Here is a 16,636-nt window from a genome sequence, read left to right on the forward strand (position 1 = left end):
TCCAATTGTGTAAAATTATATAACTATATTATTCATTACTAAACAATTTGTTCATAATTTCACATATATAGGCAAATGTTTAAAACTTTTGATTAGAAGTTTTCGATTAATTTTGTAGCGAATTCAGAACATTTAACTTCTGTAGCGCCGTCCATTAAACGTGCGAAGTCATAAGTTACATATTTAGAAGAGATTGTTTTCTCTACTGAATTTGTAATTAAGTCCGCAGCTTCTTGCCATCCTAAGTGCTCAAGCATTAATACGCCTGATAATAATACTGAAGATGGGTTTACTTTATCTTGACCAGCATACTTAGGTGCAGTACCGTGAGTAGCTTCGAAAATAGCGTGACCAGTTAAGTAGTTAATGTTAGCACCTGGAGCGATACCGATACCACCAACTTGAGCAGCTAATGCGTCAGAGATATAGTCACCATTTAAGTTCATAGTTGCTACTACGTCGAACTCGTTAGGACGAGTTAAGATTTGTTGTAAGAAGATATCAGCAATAGAATCTTTTACGATGATTTTGCCTTCTGCAACAGCTTTAGATTGTGCTTCGTTTGCAGCAGCTTCGCCTTGCTCAGCTTTGATTGCATCGTATTGGTTCCAAGTGAATACTTTGTCGCCGAATTCAGCTTCAGCCACATCGTAACCCCATTGTTTGAATCCACCTTCAGTGAATTTCATGATGTTACCTTTGTGTACTAAAGTTACTGATGGACGGTTGTGTGAAATAGCGTACTCGATTGCAGAACGTACTAAACGTTCAGTACCTTCTTTAGATACTGGTTTAATACCTAAGCCAGAAGTTTCTGGGAAGCGAATTTTGTTAACGCCTAATTCGTTTTGTAAGAAGTTTAATAATTTCTTTTGCTCGTCAGAACCAGCTTTGTACTCGATACCAGCATAGATATCTTCAGTGTTTTCACGGAAGATTACCATGTCAACATCTTCTGGACGTTTAACTGGTGAAGGAACACCGTCAAAGTGACGTACTGGACGTAAGCAAACATATAAATCCAACTCTTGACGTAATGCTACGTTTAGAGAGCGGATACCGCCGCCGATTGGAGTTGTTAAAGGACCTTTAATAGCGATTAAGTATTCGTTGATTTTTTCTAAAGTTTCAGCTGGTAACCATTCACCCGTTTTGTTGAATGCTTTTTCACCTGCTAATACTTCTAACCATTCGATTTTCTTTTCACCGTTATAAGCTTTTTCTACAGCTGCGTCAATTACGCGAGATGCTGCAGCCCAGATATCTGGACCGATACCGTCACCCTCGATGAAAGGAATAACAGGATTGTTTGGAACGTTTAATTTACCATTCTCTACTACGATTTTGTTAGTCATTGGAAATTTGCCTCCTAATAATCATAAATCTAGGACTGTGTCAAATCACAGTCCCAGATATTTTAACATACTTTTTTAATTAGCGCTCGTTAATTGGAACGTATTTTTGCATATCTGGACCAACATACTCCGCACGTGGACGGATTAGACGGTTGTTTGCATACTGTTCTAAAATGTGCGCTACCCAACCTGAAGTACGAGATACTGCGAAGATTGGTGTGAATAAGTCATGCTCGATACCTAAAGAATCATATACTGATGCTGAGAAGAAGTCTACGTTTGCAGGTAATTTCTTTTGCTCAACAATCATGTCATGGATTTTCACTGACATATCGTATAATTCTGGTTTGCCTGTTAATTTAGTAAGCTTTTCAGACATTACACGTAAGTGAGGTGCACGTGGGTCGCCTTTGCGGTATACGCGGTGACCGAAGCCCATGATTTTTTCTTTGTTATCTAATTTGTTCTGAACCCAAGATTCAACTTTATCAATTGATCCGATTTCAGTTAACATTTTCATAACTTGCTCGTTAGCACCACCGTGTAATGGGCCTTTTAATGCGCCGATTGCAGAAGTTACACCAGAGTATACATCTGATAATGTCGCAACACATACACGTGCAGTAAATGTAGAAGCGTTTAATTCATGGTCAGCGTGTAAGATTAACGCTTTATCGAATGCTTCAATTTCGATTGCTGCTGGTTCTTCACCTTTCAGCATATATAAGAAGTTTGCTGCATAACCTAATTCTGGTTTTGGAGCAACTGGTTCTTTACCTTGACGTACACGTGCAAAAGTAGTTACTACTGTACCAATTTTTGCTTGTAAACGGATCGCTTTACGGTAGTTTGCTTCAGCTTCCATAACATCTGCTTCTTCGTCAAATGCACCTAACATTGATACCGCTGTACGTAGTGCTGCCATTGGGTGCACTGTGTTTAAAGGCATAGATTTGAATAAATCTGTGATTGCCGCTGGAATTTCCATATTTTTAGCTAATTCTTCTTTTAAGTTAGCTAATTCTTCAGCGTTTGGTAAACGCGTGTTCCATAACAAGAATACTACTTCTTCAAAAGTCGCATTGTTAGTTAGGTCGTCGATGCCATACCCTACATATGTAAGTGTATCATCGATAATTGAAGAAATTTTCGATTCTGCTGCTACGATACCTTCTAAACCTTTTGTTGCTGACATAAAAAATCGCTCCTTCACTTAGTAAATTAATTTTGTAAGTGCTTTCTTTTTACTCTATTAAAAAGTCGCACACTCATATCGTTCTGCTCAATTGAACCTATAAGTAAATCGCTTACAAATTTCATTATAATCAATTTTGACGGCTTTGTGAATGAATTAGTAGGATTTTAGGAAAAAATCACATATGTGATAGAATTCACGCAAAAAAGAGAATTTATAATTTGTAATGAGTTAATAAAGGTATTAATTAGGAGTGAGATAAATGGATTATACAAATAAAACAAACCAATGGCTAGTAAAAAGTAGGAACATTATCGTTCTTCTACTTTATTTTGTCCTTTTTTATTTCATTCCTCCTATTATTTTCGGTCTATTTTTCGCTTATTTACTGTTTCCCGTCTTCCTCTTTTTCAAACAGCAATTTAAACTACCATTCTTTCTCGTTGTCATTATACTTTCGGTATTTTTATTCTCGGTTGTCGTCTCTGTGATCATGCTGATTATTCATAGCTTTATCACCATTCTCCCTCAGCTGCAGTCAACACTCTTATCTTTGGATAGCACCTATATGAAACATCCGCTTCTTCCGTTTATTGTTGAGAAGCTCCAAAGTTTTATAAGGGACTTGCTGTTTTACACAATCAATTTTATAAAAAATAGTTTTCAATCTATATTTGAGTTTTTTATTTTCATTGTCACATTCTACTTCGCACTGATGGAGAGCTATAAAAACCGATTATGGTTTTTTGCTTACATACCGAAAGCTTATCGCACTACATGGGCACGCTACTTCCAAAAAGGTATGGAGCTTATCGGCCGCTTTATCGTTGTGGAAATGCAATTGTTTACACTGACGTTTATCCTGCTATGTATTGGATTTTATTTTTTAAAGTTTGAAGCATTTGTAATTAAAGCTTTTTTAATTGCCTTTGCAGATTGCCTGCCTTTTTTAGGAATCGGCATTTTCCTTATTCCAGTTTCTATTTACTATTTTATTGTAGACGAACCGATGATAGGTATTGCCATATTGGTTCTGTACTTTATGGTACAAATGATAAGGCAGCTAACTGAATCCATGCTCTGGTCACATACGTTGCATTTACGTATGATCCACACATTTCTAATCAGCGCTGCCTCAGTTTTACTATTTGGTTTTTACGGAATCATCCTTAGTCCAATCTTACTGATGATTGCCATTAAGGTAAAACAACATGCTATTTTTGCAAAATAACGACTTGGCCTCTTTTCATCTTTTTACGTAAATAGTAGAAGATGACCGGTTTAAACAGATTTCGCGTAATTCCTGAAACAAATAATATTCCGAGAATATCCGTAATAAAGCCAGGTACCGCCAAAAGTACACCGCCAACAAAAATCATAAATGTCTCAATGACCGGTACTGCAGGAGGCTGACCTTGCTGCATACTCTTTTGAATATCCTGTATAGATTTTGTCCCACGTTTTTTGGCAATTAGCAGTCCTGCTATGGATGTGAAAATAATTAAGAGCAATGTATAGAAAACACCGATTGCATTTCCAATTACGATAAATACCGCAATTTCAGCAAATACTAGTGCCAGTAATCCAAATAATATCTTTTTCATTTATGAACCTCCTCTTCTTCTATTTTATACGAAACAGCGCAGAAAAAGTTTCAATAAGCGTTATAGCAAAAAACAAACCACCATTTTTTAATAAAAATGGTGGTTTTGCTGTACTAAATTAAATTTTTCACTTATTAATCTTAAAGAACGCTGGCATGTCCTTTATAAATAACACCAGTTTCAGCATCCATTGTAATTTCCTGTCCGTGCTGAATTAAAGTAGTTGCTTCTTTTACACCGACAATAACAGGAATTCCTAAGCTTAGGCCGACTACAGCCGCGTGGGATGTTAGCCCGCCTTCTTCCGTAATAATACCTGCGCATTTTTCAATTGCCGGCATCATTTCACGGTCAGAGCCTACTGTTACAATAATTGCTCCTTCTGTGTCGTAAGCCAACGCTTCGGCTGCATTGTTGGCGATGATTGCATTACCAACAACTGACAGTTTACCAATACCTTGTCCACGTGCCAATAAGTCACCGATGACATGTACTTTCATTAAGTTCGTTGTACCTGCTTCGCCAACTGGAAGACCTGCAGTAATAACAACTACATCACCATGGCTGACAAATTCATGTTTTAGCGCTTCATCAACTGATAACTCTAAAATCTCATCCGTTGTAGTAACACGCTGCGTTAAAATTGGTTTAACGCCCCATACTAATGTCAATTTCTGTGCAACATTAGGCTGACTTGTAACTGCGATAATTGATACACCTGGTCGATATTTTGCAATCATTCTTGCAGTATTTCCGCTTTCGGTTGGAGCTAATACTGCTTTAACACCAAGATTAATTGAAGTATAGGCAACCGCCTGTGAAATAGCTTCTGTCATATTTGCTTCTTTTTCACGGCTTCGTTTTGATACAATTGCTCGGTAATCCAATGCGTTTTCCGTACGAATCGCAATTTTGTTCATTGTAGCTACAGACTCTACCGGATAAAGACCAGCTGCTGTTTCTCCTGAAAGCATGATTGCATCTGTGCCATCCATAATCGCGTTTGCAACGTCTGATGCTTCTGCACGAGTTGGACGTGGATTGCGCTGCATGGAGTCAAGCATTTGTGTAGCTGTAATAACAGGCTTGCCGACTTGGTTACATTTTCGGATTAATGATTTTTGTACTAATGGTACTTCTTCTGCAGGAATCTCTACACCTAAGTCACCACGTGCCACCATTAAACCGTCTGAAACTTCAATGATTTCATCAATGTTGTCAACGCCTTCTTGGTTTTCGATTTTAGGGATAATTTGAATGTGGCTGCCGTTATTTTGTTCCAGCAGCTCTCGAATTTCGAGTACATCCTTTGCAGTACGAACAAATGAAGCCGCGATGAAATCGATCCCTTGCTCAATACCGAATAAAATATCCGCTGCATCTTTGTCAGTAATACCCGGTAATTTCACAGAAACACCCGGTACATTTACACCTTTTTTATTTTTTAAAATACCGGCGTTTTCAACGATTGTATGAATTAAACCTTGCTCGCTATCTTTCGCAAGTACACGCAATTCGATTAAGCCGTCATCCAATAAAATTATATCGTTTTGATCTACGTCTTCAATCAGCTGATCGTATGTGATGGAGAAACGTGATTCATTTCCTAAAACTTCTGTCATCGAAATATCGATTACTTGTCCTGTTACTAAATGCAACTCACCGTTTTCCATTGAGTGTGTTCTGATTTCAGGTCCTTTTGTGTCCAATAAAATTCCAACCGGTTTTTTCATGCGTTCTGCTGCATCACGAATTGCAGCAATACGATTCGCATGTTCCTCATGATTTCCGTGTGAGAAGTTTAAACGGGCAACATTCATCCCTGCCTCAATTAACTTTTCTAACATTTCTGGTGATTCACTAGCCGGTCCAATAGTACAAACAATTTTAGTTTTTCTCATAGTTTTGTCATCTCCGTTTTTATGCACTTTAAATTGAAAGCTCTTTTGATAATGTATACAAACTTAAATCTGCCTGGTGCTTAGTTTCAAATGCTTTTCTTAAATCATAATCGATTATAGCGTGATTTTTCACGCCAACTGCTCTACCACCTTTGTTTTCCAACAATAGCTCTACCGCTCTTGCACCAAATCTTCCTGCTAAAACGCGGTCCCGAGCCGATGGAGACCCTCCTCGTTGTATATGACCTAATACCGATGTCCGAATTTTAATCCCTGTGCGTTCTTCTAAAAGGTTCGCCAGTTTATGACCATTCATTACACCTTCAGCTACAATAATAATACTGTGGCGCTTTCCACGAGCTACTCCACGCTCAAGACGTGTAACAATATCATCCAGATCATACGCCTCTTCCGGTATTAAAATCGATTCTGCACCAGCTGCCAAACCTGCCCAAAGAGCAATGTCTCCTGCGTCGCGGCCCATTACTTCAATAACAAACGTATTTTCATGACTTGTTGCCGTATCTCGGATTTTATCGATCGATTCAACGACTGTATTCAGTGCTGTATCAAAGCCAATCGTATATTCTGTACCGGGTACATCATTGTCGATTGTACCCGGAATACCCACACACGGGAATCCTTTATCAGTTAATTGCATTGCTCCACGATAAGTACCATCTCCGCCAATGACGACTAAACCTTCGATTCCCTCTTCTTTCATGCGTTCGATTGCTCTATATTGTATATCATCCTGCTTAAATTCAGGGAAACGTGCTGAATACAGTTTCGTTCCGCCTCTTTGAATAATATCGCCAACAGAACCAATATCTAAAAGTTCAAAGTTCCCATTATAGAGTCCTTCATAACCATGATATACACCGACAACATCAACATTATGAAAACGCGCTTTACGAACGACTGCACGAATAACAGCATTCATTCCAGGTGCGTCTCCACCACTCGTTAAAACCGCAATCTTCTTCATACGACCTTTTCCTCCTATTACGCTGTTACTATCCACATTAACAGAAAACACGCTCATATGTAACTATTCTAGAAAACAAATTGAAATGCTTTTGAAAAAAATGAAGAATGCGCTCACACGCATTCTTCGTAGTACAATACTGTTATAAAACAACCTTATTGTTCTATATATTGTCCAATATTTTTAAATTTCATATAACGATTTTCAACTAATTGATCTGCACTCTCTTTATTTAGGTCATTAAGAATGTTTGTAAGATATTCTTTCATAAAGATCGCCTGCTGCTCAACATCCTTATGGGCACCGCCGGCAACTTCCGGAATAATTCCATCAATTACTTTAAGCTCCTTTAAATCAAGTGCTGTTATTTTCATCGCTTCAGCAGCCTCTTTCGCATAGCTTGCATCTTTCCATAAAATTGATGCAGCTCCTTCTGGAGAAATTACGGAATACGTTGAATTCTCAAGCATCAAAATTTTATTTGCCACTCCAAGTGCAAGTGCACCGCCGCTTCCACCTTCACCAATTACAATACTAATGATCGGTACCCGAATACCGGCCATTTCAAACAAATTACGCGCAATCGCTTCACTTTGGCCACGTTCCTCGGCTGCTTTGCCCGGATATGCACCTTTCGTATCTATAAAGCAAATAATTGGGCGTTTGAATTTTTCTGCCTGTTTCATTAAACGTAACGCCTTGCGGTAACCTTCCGGATGAGGCATACCAAAATTCCGGCGAATATTTTCCTTTGTCGTTTTTCCGCGCTGGTGTCCAATAATCGTAATGGGTTGACCATTAAACGATGCAATTCCGCCAACAATTGCTGCATCATCTTTAAATGTACGATCCCCATGCACTTCGATAAAATCTTCAAAAATTCGTTCAATATATTCCAGTGTCGTCGGACGATCAGCATGACGGGCTACTTGTACACGGTGCCAAGGTTCCATATTGGCATATACGCTTTTTTCAAGTTCCTCCAAGCGAGTTTCCAACTTTTCAATTTCCCCTGTCATATCGACATCTGCTTCCGTGGCAATTGTTTTTAACTCTACAATTTTTTCACGAAGTTTTACAACCGGTTCTTCAAATGCCATTAATTTAGACATGCGATACGCCTCCTTGTACATGCAATTTAACAATTGTTGCAATTTTGTCGCGCATTTCTGTTCGGTTAAAAATTGCATCAAGCTGTCCATGATCTAATAAAAATTCTGCTGTCTGGAAATCATCCGGTAACTTTTCACGTACCGTTTGTTCTATTACACGACGCCCCGCAAACCCTATCAGACTTTGAGGCTCTGCAATATTATAATCACCAATCGATGCAAAACTTGCTGATACACCACCTGTAGTCGGATGCGTCAAAATTGAAATATATAGTAGGCCTTCCTCGCTATGGCGTTTTAGAGCCACACTCGTTTTTGCCATTTGCATTAATGATAATACGCCTTCTTGCATACGTGCACCGCCACTTGCCGTATAGATAATAAACGGCACTTTCAGCTCTGTCGCCTTTTCTACAGCGCGTGTAATTTTTTCACCAACAACTGATCCCATAGACCCCATACGGAAATGCGAATCCATTACCGCTACAACAACCTGCATCCCTTTTAATGCACCTACACCTGTTAATACAGCTTCGTTTAACCCTGTTTTCTTAATATCCGCTTCCACTTTTTCCACATATGCAGGGAAGTTTAACGGATTTGTTGTTTGAAGATGATCGTCCATTGATACAAACGAACCTTCATCTAAAAAACAGGAGATTCTTTCATTGGCTGTCAAAGTAAAATGATGCTGACATTTCGCGCATACTTTTAAGTTTTTTTCGAGTTCTTTTGTGACATGAATCGTTTTACATTTTGGACATTTTGTCACGATGCCTTCCGGAAAGGATTTTTCATCTTCTTTTCTAGTAATATTATCAGTATTTTTTTTACGACTAATTGTAAATAAATCACGAATTGCCATCGTAATCCCCCTTTATATTGACGTAATCATTCTTTAATAATGATCATCCATTTTTCATATGAATCAATTGCTTCTTGTATATATCCCATTTGCAATGAAGCAAGCAGTATTTTTAATTCCATTTTCTCTTCTTCTGTAATTTCATTTGCCGATAGATTATTGCTGAAAGAAAGAAGCTGGAGCCAAATTTTTAATGCGAGGCGGTTCCCTGAAACGATCATACACTCACGAAGTATGTCTTCTCGTTTTAACTCCTGCCCAAGTTCTACCTTTACAAAAAAGCTCTCCCAAATCGGCAGTGCCCTTAAATTGTCAGACTGGCAAATAATTCGGATCGCTTCTTTTTCGTGCATTTGTCTTGTTGCATGCACATCCGCGATCGATTTTTCGTCCTGTAATATAAAAGAGCTGACAATTTCAACAAACTGATGGTGTTGCATACTTGACAAATATGTACCACCGCCATGCCTTGTTTCGATCAAGCCAAGTAACTCCAGACTGCGTAATGCTTCCCGAACCGAAGACCTTCCCACTTGTAGCTGCTCGCTTAACATTCTTTCTGAAGGAAGCTTTTGCCCTTCCTGAATATTTTGTTCTTCAATTAAATCGTGTAATTGCTTAACAATTTGAATAAACATCTTTTTTGCGGGCTTATCTTCCAAATTTTTCACCTCACCGTGTCCTACGCATTCCATTATTATTAACAAAAGTGGTCAGACCAGTTACTAAAGTAAGAATACAAAATGTTTTTCTCATTGTAAAGAGAAAATGTAAAACTTATATTTTATATATAATAAAATTTGCGAATATATAACTAGATTTCTGTTTTTTCGATAAATTTAGCTGAACCCATATAAAAAGAGCGCCTCTAAAGCTATTAGAAAGCGCTCTTTATTGCTATTTATTTTATAATAATCTGTTTAACTTTTATTTGTTGTTTATTAAATCGGTGCTCGTAAAAGCCCTCTATATAAAGCAATCCTTCTTCTCGGATTTTCCCGACAACTTGTTCATATTCTTTCGGGAACAAGGTTAAGGATACTGTTCCATACTCATCTTCCATTTGTACAAATGCCATCAATTCACCGCGCTTTGTGCGGAGCTGGCGCATTTCCCTGACTTGACCGATCATTTTTACAAATGCATTGTCTTTAAGTTGCGCCAATGTTTGAACAGTTGCAGTTACTTCAGGGAATTGACTTCGTAATTTTACAATTGGATGGTCCGATAAATAAAAACCGAGCACATCCTTTTCGTATTGTAGCTTAATTTTTTCCGGTATTGGGGATGTTTCACTATATTTCGGTTTGCCAAATGCCAGTAATGCCCCTTCAAACAAGTCATCCCCGCCTGGACGTACAAAATCAGCCTGTTTTTGCGCGCCTTCAATAGTGGCAAGTAGTGTGGCACGATCTTTCCCGAATTCATCAAGTGCACCTGCTTTAATGAGCGGTTCGATAATTTTCCTGTTGAAATTTGCTGTCGTCAACGTCACCGCCAAATCAAAAATAGAATCAAACGGCTTTTGTCTTTCTTCACGTGCAAGTAACAGTTTTTGCATAAAAGGCTGCGGTACACCTCTAATGGCTGACAAACTAAATCGGATTTTCCCGCTTTCCACTTTAAAGTGACGCATACTTCGATTAATCGATGGTGGTAAAATTTCGATTCCCTTTGCTTTTGCCTCCATTAAAATTTGAGCAAGCTTGTCCGGGTTGCCTGTTGCATTTGTCAAAAGGGCAGCATAAAAATTCACAGGATAATTGGCTTTTAAGTACGCCATTTGATAAGAAATAACACTATAGGCAACGGCATGGCTTTTCGGGAAACCATAATCAGCAAAACGTACAATTAATGCATATACTTCTTCGGCTGCCTGCTGTGTATAGCCTTTTGTTAAGGCTCCTTTTACGAAAGAAGCTCGCTGCTGCTCCAACACGTCACGTTTCTTTTTACTCACAGCACGACGCAGCAAATCAGCCTGTCCAAAAGAAAAGCCAGCCATCACATTTGCAATTCGCATAATTTGTTCCTGATAAATAATAACGCCGTATGTCTCTTCCAAAATCGGTGTTAAATGCGGATGAGGCATAATTACCTGCTCTTTTTTATGCTTTCTTCTTGCGTACATCGGGATAAATTCCATTGGGCCCGGTCGATACAATGCATTGACCGCAACAATATCTAAAAAGTGGGTCGGTTTAATTTCACGTAGTGCATTTTTCATACCGTCCGACTCAAGCTGGAAAATGCCATTAGTGTCGCCATTTTGTAAAAGCTCAAATGTTTTTTCATCATTGAGCGGAATGTGATTAAAATTAATTTGTCTATTATGGGTAAACTGAATCGATTTCCGGATTTGCTCTAAAATCGTTAAATTTCGGAGCCCTAAAAAGTCAATTTTCAACAGCCCGTTTTGCTCCACTTCTTGCATAGGCCACTGTGTTAAAAATATCCCGTCATGTCCTTCTTCAATTGGCACGACATCGACTAATGGAACAGGACTCAATACAACCCCCGCTGCGTGTGTTGACGCATTCCTTGGAAGACCTTCCAATCTTAGTGATGTTTGAAACCACTTTTGACGGATAGGCTCCGCTGTAATCCATGCTCTCAAGTTTTCCGACATTGCATATGCTTCCTTCAATGTAATGCCAGGTTTATTTGGAATAAGCTTTGAAATCATTTCCAATGCTTCACTTTCAAAATTGAACATACGGGCTACATCTCGGGCAACCGCCTTGGCTGATAATGTACCGAACGTAATAATTTGCGCGACATATTGTTTGCCGTATTTTTTCGCCACATACTGAATGACTTCATGCCGTCTCGTATCTAAAAAGTCGATATCGATATCCGGCAATGTAATACGTTCCGGATTTAAAAAACGTTCAAACAGCAAATCGTATTGCAATGGATCTACCTGTGTAATCTCGAGTGCAAATGCAACAAGAGAAGATGCGGAAGAACCACGGCCAGGACCTGTTAATATTTGGGCTTCACGAGCAAACTGCATAAAGTCGGCAACAATCAGAAAATAATCTGAGTAGCCCATCGACTGAATAACATGAAGCTCATAGTTCATCCGTTCAACATAATGACCAGGCAATGTATTCGTATTTAAACGTCGCTGTAAACCAGTCATTACTTGCTGCTGCAGCAAGTTTTCCGCCGTCTCCCCTTCTCCAACCGGAAACTTCGGCATATAAACATTATTTGTGTTCAGTTCAATTTGACAGCTTAATAATAAATTTTCCAATTGTACGAGCCATTGTTGCTGATCATGAAATTTTTGCTGCCATTGTTCGGCTGTCAGTAAATGATTTTCCTGTTTATTACTCTGAACAGCCTCATTCAGTTTTACACCGGTATGAATGGCTTGTGCCACTTCATAGGCAAAGAAGTCCTCTTCATTGAAAAACAGACTTTCATGTGTAGCAACAATTGGAAGTGCATTTTTTTCAGCGAGCTGGACTGCCGAACTCTCCAAACTAGCTGTGTCGGATAAACGGGAAATCCCGATATACACTTCATCCGGATAAGCCTTCATGAATTCTGCCAATACTGGCTCTACCATTTGCTGTAACCATATCGCCTGCTGTTCGAGCGCGGGAATCATAAAAGCAATTCCTTTGCCATATGCAAGCAGCCATCGTAACGGAATCGTTTGCTCCGGACGAATGGCGATACTGCTGGAAATTTTCAATAAATTACGATATCCTTCATTTGTTTTTGCATATAAAACAAGCGGTAATGATTGTTCTTCTGACAATTCAAGCTGAATTGTCAAGCCTACTACCGGATGAATACCTGCCCTTTTCATTTCAAACCAAAAAGGCAAAAGTCCGTACAATTTCGTATTAACAATTGCACAGCTTTTTGCCTTTTGATGATGTAAAAAAGGGATGAGCTCTTCTATACGAATTGTACTTTTCAATAAATCGGCACTTGTCCGTACTTGCGGATATACAGTCACCCGTCATCCCTCCATCATATTATTTATATTCACTGCAAATGACTTTCAAATCTTCAATTACTCGATCTGCCTCTTCCCAAGAGTAAGCTGTAGCACCGGACGCCAATGGATGTCCGCCACCATTATACTTTTTCGCAAGACCGTTGATAACAGGACCTTTCGAACGTAAACGAACGCGAATCGCATCATTGTCTTCAATGAACATCACCCATGCTCGGATATTCTTTACATTGCCCAATGAGCTGACTAATAAAGAGGTTTCGGAAGGTGTAGCATCATATTGCTGTAAAATGGCTTTAGGTAATTTTATCGAGGCCGCCCCGTCTTCATCCATTTCAAAATGCTGGTATATATAACCTTGAAGATTTAATAGTTTGCGTTCCATTTCGTACATCCCATCAAATACTTCGTTACGGTCGAAATTATATTGTACAAGTTGTCCTGCTGTTTCAAAAGTTTTCGGGCTCGCACTCGGATATAAGAACCGCCCTGTATCACCGACAATTCCCGAAAATAACAGGCGTGCCGCTTCATCTGACATTTTCCAATCCGCATACGTTTTGCCTTCTTCATAGAGCTCATAAATCATCTCACTGCATGAACTGGCATCCGTATCCACCCATAATAAATCGCCATATGCATCATCATTTGGATGGTGGTCGATTTTAATTAGAAAGTCGCCATTTACATAGCGCTGATCATCAATACGTTCTGTATTCGCTGTGTCTGTCACAATAATCAGTGCCTTTTCAAACTGCGCATCTTCAATTTGCTGCGGAGAAGCCATGAAAGATAATGAGTCGTCATGCTCACCGACCGTGTATACCACTTTTTCGGGATAATTTGTGCGAATTAACTCAGCCAAACCTATTTGTGAACCGTATGCATCTGGATCCGGTCGTACATGGCGATGCAAAATAATTGTTTTATACTGTTTAATTTTGTCAATAATTTGACGTTTCAAAACATTTCCTCCTCGTCCATAATGAATACCTATATCATTTTCCATTAAAAATCGTTACAATATTTAGTAGTTTGGCTATTAGGAGGTTCACTATGGTCTATTTAAATTTTCTGTTTGTTGCCTGTATTATAGCGTCACTCGTATGTTATTTCTATTTTAAAACAAAGCAGTTCCGTTCGACACTGCCTATTCGTCGTAAATGGTATACTGCGAAAGCCGGAGTTGCGCTTGCCGCATTTCTCATCTTCTTTGGTCTTAATGCAACGATTCTGTATCCGGATATTTTAGGGTTTGCCGTTGCTGCTGTTTTCCTTATCGTTGGTGCAGGTTTAGGTGTCAATAACTATAAACGCATGCAGCATGAAGGCCGATACATAAAGGAAGAATACGAATTAAACAGGTAAAAGAGCGGGGTCTGTCGAAAGCGTTTTACTTTCAGCAAGACCCTTTTTATCGTTCTAATAGCTGGAATGTCATCATCGCTTTTCCAACGAGATTTGTCGCGCTGTATACTTCAAAGTCCATTTTCACGAATTTACGAGACATGTCCAAAATTCTAGGACGGACTGTTAATACGCTTTCCATCTGTACGGGCTTGATGAAGTAAATGTTCATATTTTCAACTACCGCTTCCCCGCGCTTACGACGCTTCAATGCAAAAGCCCCGACTTCGGATAATAGGATTGTAAAGGCACCATATGAAATCGCACCAAACTGATTTGTCATTTGCGGTGTAACAGTAAATTCAACTTCAATGTCCTCTTCACCCATTACACGCATTTCATTTTTCACTAGATCATCAATCGTTTCGCCATGCTGAGGCTGACGCTGTGCTAATTGAATTGCCTTCAATACATCCTGACGACTGATAACCCCTTTTAATAGCCCTTCTTCATCAATGACAGGAAGCAAGTCGATTCCTTCCCAAATCATTCGGTGTCCTGCTGAAGCAACACTTGTTTTCATTGAAGCAGCAATCGGGTTCTTCGTCATTACTTTATCAATAGGCTCTGACTCTTCTTTCCCGATCACGTCCTTGCTCGTAATCATACCGACAAGTCTGTTTTGGCCTGTCACTACAGGGAAAGCCCCGTGTGTCGTACGACGGTTCTGTCTATGGAAATCGGCAATTGTATCATTATTTTTTAATACAGCTGTATCTTCCATCGGAACATACACATCTTCGATCAGTAAAATGTCTTTTTTAATCAATTGGTCATAGATGGCACGGTTAATCATCGTCGCCACCGTAAATGTATCATACGTTGTCGAAATAATCGGTAAATCCAATTCGTCGGCCAAGTCTTTAGTCGATTCTGTTGTATCAAAACCGCCTGTAATTAATACTGCTGCCCCTGTTTTCAATGCATATTCATGGGCCTGTGTACGGTTTCCGACAATGAGCAGGCTCCCCGCATCTGTATAGCGCATCATATCATCAAGCTTCATCGCACCTATTACAAATTTCGTCAATGTTTTATGGAGACCTGATTTTCCACCTAATACTTGACCATCTATAATATTTACAATTTCAGCAAATGTTAAGCGTTCAATATTTTCTTTCTTTTTCTTTTCAATTCGAATCGTTCCTACACGTTCGATTGAGCTTACAAGACGTCGGTTTTCAGCTTCTTTAATCGCTCGGTAAGCTGTCCCTTCACTCACTTGCATTTCCTTTGCAATTTGACGAACCGAAATTTTATCGCCAACTGGTAGTGATTCAATGTATTGTAAAATCTTCTCGTGTTTCGTTGACAATTACATCACCTATTTCTCATCATTCATTTATGTCTTTAGTGTACCATATTTAAACGGCGCAATTATACTATTTTCAATACATATACCCGTATAATTGCTTATAAATGTAAGAAAAAGCTCATCAATTAAATAAGACAAACTGCCCAACAAAATATATTGTGGGCAGTTTGAGTTTTTAGTACAAATAGTATCAAATTGATTGCGTCAGCAGTAAATTAGAATTTCACATATTCCCCTGGCTGCAATACTTGTACTTGTGCGTCTTCAACAAGATTCGCAAAGTCAGCCGGATTTTGTTCAATCGGCGGGAATGTATTGTAGTGGACAGGCACAACAATTTTCGGTTTTAATAACGAAACCGCATAAGCTGCATCTTCAGGTCCCATCGTAAAGTTGTCGCCAATCGGTAAAAAAGCAATGTCAATTGGATGACGTTTCCCAATTAACTCCATATCTCCAAATAATGCTGTATCACCAGCATGATAAATTGTTTTTCCCTCTGCCGTAAATAAAATTCCGGCCGGCATTCCCGTATAGATAATTTCATTGTTTTCCGTTACGTATGACGAACCATGAAACGCCTGTGTAAATTTCACTTTTCCAAATTCAAATTGGCGTGCACCACCAATATGCATATTGTGTACTTTGCACCCTTGCCAGCCTAAATAGTCTGCAAGCTCGTTTGGTGCAACTACAAGTGCATCATGCGCTTTAGCTAATTGTACAGTATCACCAACATGATCATTATGTCCATGCGTCAATAAAATGACATCCGGTTTTTCGTTTTCAACCTTTAAATCTGTTTGTCCATTTCCATTAATGAAAGGATCAATTAAAATCGTTGTCCCGTTTGTCACAATTTTAACGACGGAATGTCCGTGAAATGAAATCTGCATTTAACATACCTCCTAAAATAAC

General features: G+C 39.0%; 14 protein-coding genes. 2 read left to right on the top strand and 12 right to left on the bottom strand.

The window, feature by feature from the left end:
- Positions 1–92: 92 nt before the first annotated feature.
- On the bottom strand, positions 93–1,355 hold the full coding sequence (gene icd, locus MKY07_RS13870; protein ID WP_008407755.1) for an NADP-dependent isocitrate dehydrogenase: 1,263 nt from the start codon (positions 1,353–1,355) through the stop codon (positions 93–95).
- A 79-nt stretch (positions 1,356–1,434) separates the two neighbouring features.
- The gene (citZ, locus tag MKY07_RS13875) at positions 1,435–2,550 is read right to left on the bottom strand and encodes a citrate synthase (protein WP_008407756.1); all 1,116 of its coding nucleotides are present in this window, start codon (positions 2,548–2,550) and stop codon (positions 1,435–1,437) included.
- 262 nt (positions 2,551–2,812) lie between these two features.
- Here citZ and MKY07_RS13880 point away from each other — a divergent pair, with 262 nt between their 5' ends.
- Positions 2,813–3,781, top strand: a complete 969-nt coding sequence (locus tag MKY07_RS13880; RefSeq protein WP_065215512.1) for an AI-2E family transporter — start codon at positions 2,813–2,815, stop codon at positions 3,779–3,781.
- On the opposite strand, the gene MKY07_RS13885 is transcribed toward MKY07_RS13880, so the two are convergent.
- The 8 genes from MKY07_RS13885 to MKY07_RS13920 all read right to left on the bottom strand — a co-directional run bounded on the left by MKY07_RS13885 (position 3,765) and on the right by MKY07_RS13920 (position 13,960).
- Positions 3,765–4,154, bottom strand: coding sequence for an FxsA family protein (locus MKY07_RS13885; protein WP_014823120.1), 390 nt, complete (start codon positions 4,152–4,154; stop codon positions 3,765–3,767). The genes MKY07_RS13880 and MKY07_RS13885 overlap by 17 nt on opposite strands.
- A 140-nt stretch (positions 4,155–4,294) precedes the next feature.
- Positions 4,295–6,055, bottom strand: a complete 1,761-nt coding sequence (gene pyk / locus MKY07_RS13890) for a pyruvate kinase (protein WP_008407762.1) — start codon at positions 6,053–6,055, stop codon at positions 4,295–4,297.
- Positions 6,056–6,083: 28 nt separating this feature from the next.
- The gene (pfkA, locus tag MKY07_RS13895) at positions 6,084–7,043 is read right to left on the bottom strand and encodes a 6-phosphofructokinase (RefSeq protein ID WP_014823118.1); all 960 of its coding nucleotides are present in this window, start codon (positions 7,041–7,043) and stop codon (positions 6,084–6,086) included.
- Positions 7,044–7,198: 155 nt separating this feature from the next.
- Positions 7,199–8,155, bottom strand: a complete 957-nt coding sequence (gene accA, locus MKY07_RS13900; protein ID WP_008407766.1) for an acetyl-CoA carboxylase carboxyl transferase subunit alpha — start codon at positions 8,153–8,155, stop codon at positions 7,199–7,201.
- Positions 8,148–9,020 (bottom strand): acetyl-CoA carboxylase, carboxyltransferase subunit beta, encoded by an 873-nt coding sequence (gene accD / locus MKY07_RS13905; RefSeq protein WP_339262721.1) that lies wholly within the window; start codon positions 9,018–9,020, stop codon positions 8,148–8,150. The genes accA and accD overlap by 8 nt, the downstream gene beginning before the upstream one ends.
- 26 nt (positions 9,021–9,046) lie before the next feature.
- Complete coding sequence (locus MKY07_RS13910; RefSeq protein ID WP_014823116.1) at positions 9,047–9,682, bottom strand: GntR family transcriptional regulator; 636 nt, start codon at positions 9,680–9,682, stop codon at positions 9,047–9,049.
- 239 nt (positions 9,683–9,921) lie between these two features.
- On the bottom strand, positions 9,922–12,996 hold the full coding sequence (gene dnaE, locus MKY07_RS13915; protein WP_339262723.1) for a DNA polymerase III subunit alpha: 3,075 nt from the start codon (positions 12,994–12,996) through the stop codon (positions 9,922–9,924).
- Between the two features lie 19 nt (positions 12,997–13,015).
- Positions 13,016–13,960, bottom strand: a complete 945-nt coding sequence (locus MKY07_RS13920) for a bifunctional oligoribonuclease/PAP phosphatase NrnA (protein WP_014823114.1) — start codon at positions 13,958–13,960, stop codon at positions 13,016–13,018.
- A 92-nt stretch (positions 13,961–14,052) separates the two neighbouring features.
- Between MKY07_RS13920 and MKY07_RS13925 the strand changes: the two genes are divergently transcribed.
- Complete coding sequence (locus tag MKY07_RS13925; protein WP_014823113.1) at positions 14,053–14,364, top strand: YtpI family protein; 312 nt, start codon at positions 14,053–14,055, stop codon at positions 14,362–14,364.
- Positions 14,365–14,410: 46 nt separating this feature from the next.
- On the opposite strand, the gene MKY07_RS13930 is transcribed toward MKY07_RS13925, so the two are convergent.
- Together MKY07_RS13930 and MKY07_RS13935 are read right to left on the bottom strand one after the other, a co-directional pair.
- The gene (locus tag MKY07_RS13930) at positions 14,411–15,718 is read right to left on the bottom strand and encodes a DRTGG domain-containing protein (protein ID WP_008407772.1); all 1,308 of its coding nucleotides are present in this window, start codon (positions 15,716–15,718) and stop codon (positions 14,411–14,413) included.
- A gap of 215 nt (positions 15,719–15,933) precedes the next feature.
- Positions 15,934–16,614 (bottom strand): metal-dependent hydrolase, encoded by a 681-nt coding sequence (locus MKY07_RS13935; protein ID WP_014823112.1) that lies wholly within the window; start codon positions 16,612–16,614, stop codon positions 15,934–15,936.
- Between the last annotated feature and the right edge of the window lie 22 nt (positions 16,615–16,636).

The organism is Solibacillus sp. FSL W7-1472 (assembly GCF_037969775.1).
Taxonomy (GTDB): Bacteria; Bacillota; Bacilli; order Bacillales_A; family Planococcaceae; genus Solibacillus; species Solibacillus silvestris.

Bases quoted from the DNA above. Each gene is read 5' to 3' on its own strand.
- icd (WP_008407755.1), bottom strand. From the start codon at position 1,355: ATGACTAACAAAATCGTAGTAGAGAATGGTAAATTAAACGTTCCAAAC.
- citZ (WP_008407756.1), bottom strand. From the start codon at position 2,550: ATGTCAGCAACAAAAGGTTTAGAAGGTATCGTAGCAGCAGAATCGAAA.
- MKY07_RS13880 (WP_065215512.1), top strand. From the start codon at position 2,813: ATGGATTATACAAATAAAACAAACCAATGGCTAGTAAAAAGTAGGAAC.
- MKY07_RS13885 (WP_014823120.1), bottom strand. From the start codon at position 4,154: ATGAAAAAGATATTATTTGGATTACTGGCACTAGTATTTGCTGAAATT.
- pyk (WP_008407762.1), bottom strand. From the start codon at position 6,055: ATGAGAAAAACTAAAATTGTTTGTACTATTGGACCGGCTAGTGAATCA.
- pfkA (WP_014823118.1), bottom strand. From the start codon at position 7,043: ATGAAGAAGATTGCGGTTTTAACGAGTGGTGGAGACGCACCTGGAATG.
- accA (WP_008407766.1), bottom strand. From the start codon at position 8,155: ATGTCTAAATTAATGGCATTTGAAGAACCGGTTGTAAAACTTCGTGAA.
- accD (WP_339262721.1), bottom strand. From the start codon at position 9,020: ATGGCAATTCGTGATTTATTTACAATTAGTCGTAAAAAAAATACTGAT.
- MKY07_RS13925 (WP_014823113.1), top strand. From the start codon at position 14,053: ATGGTCTATTTAAATTTTCTGTTTGTTGCCTGTATTATAGCGTCACTC.
- MKY07_RS13935 (WP_014823112.1), bottom strand. From the start codon at position 16,614: ATGCAGATTTCATTTCACGGACATTCCGTCGTTAAAATTGTGACAAAC.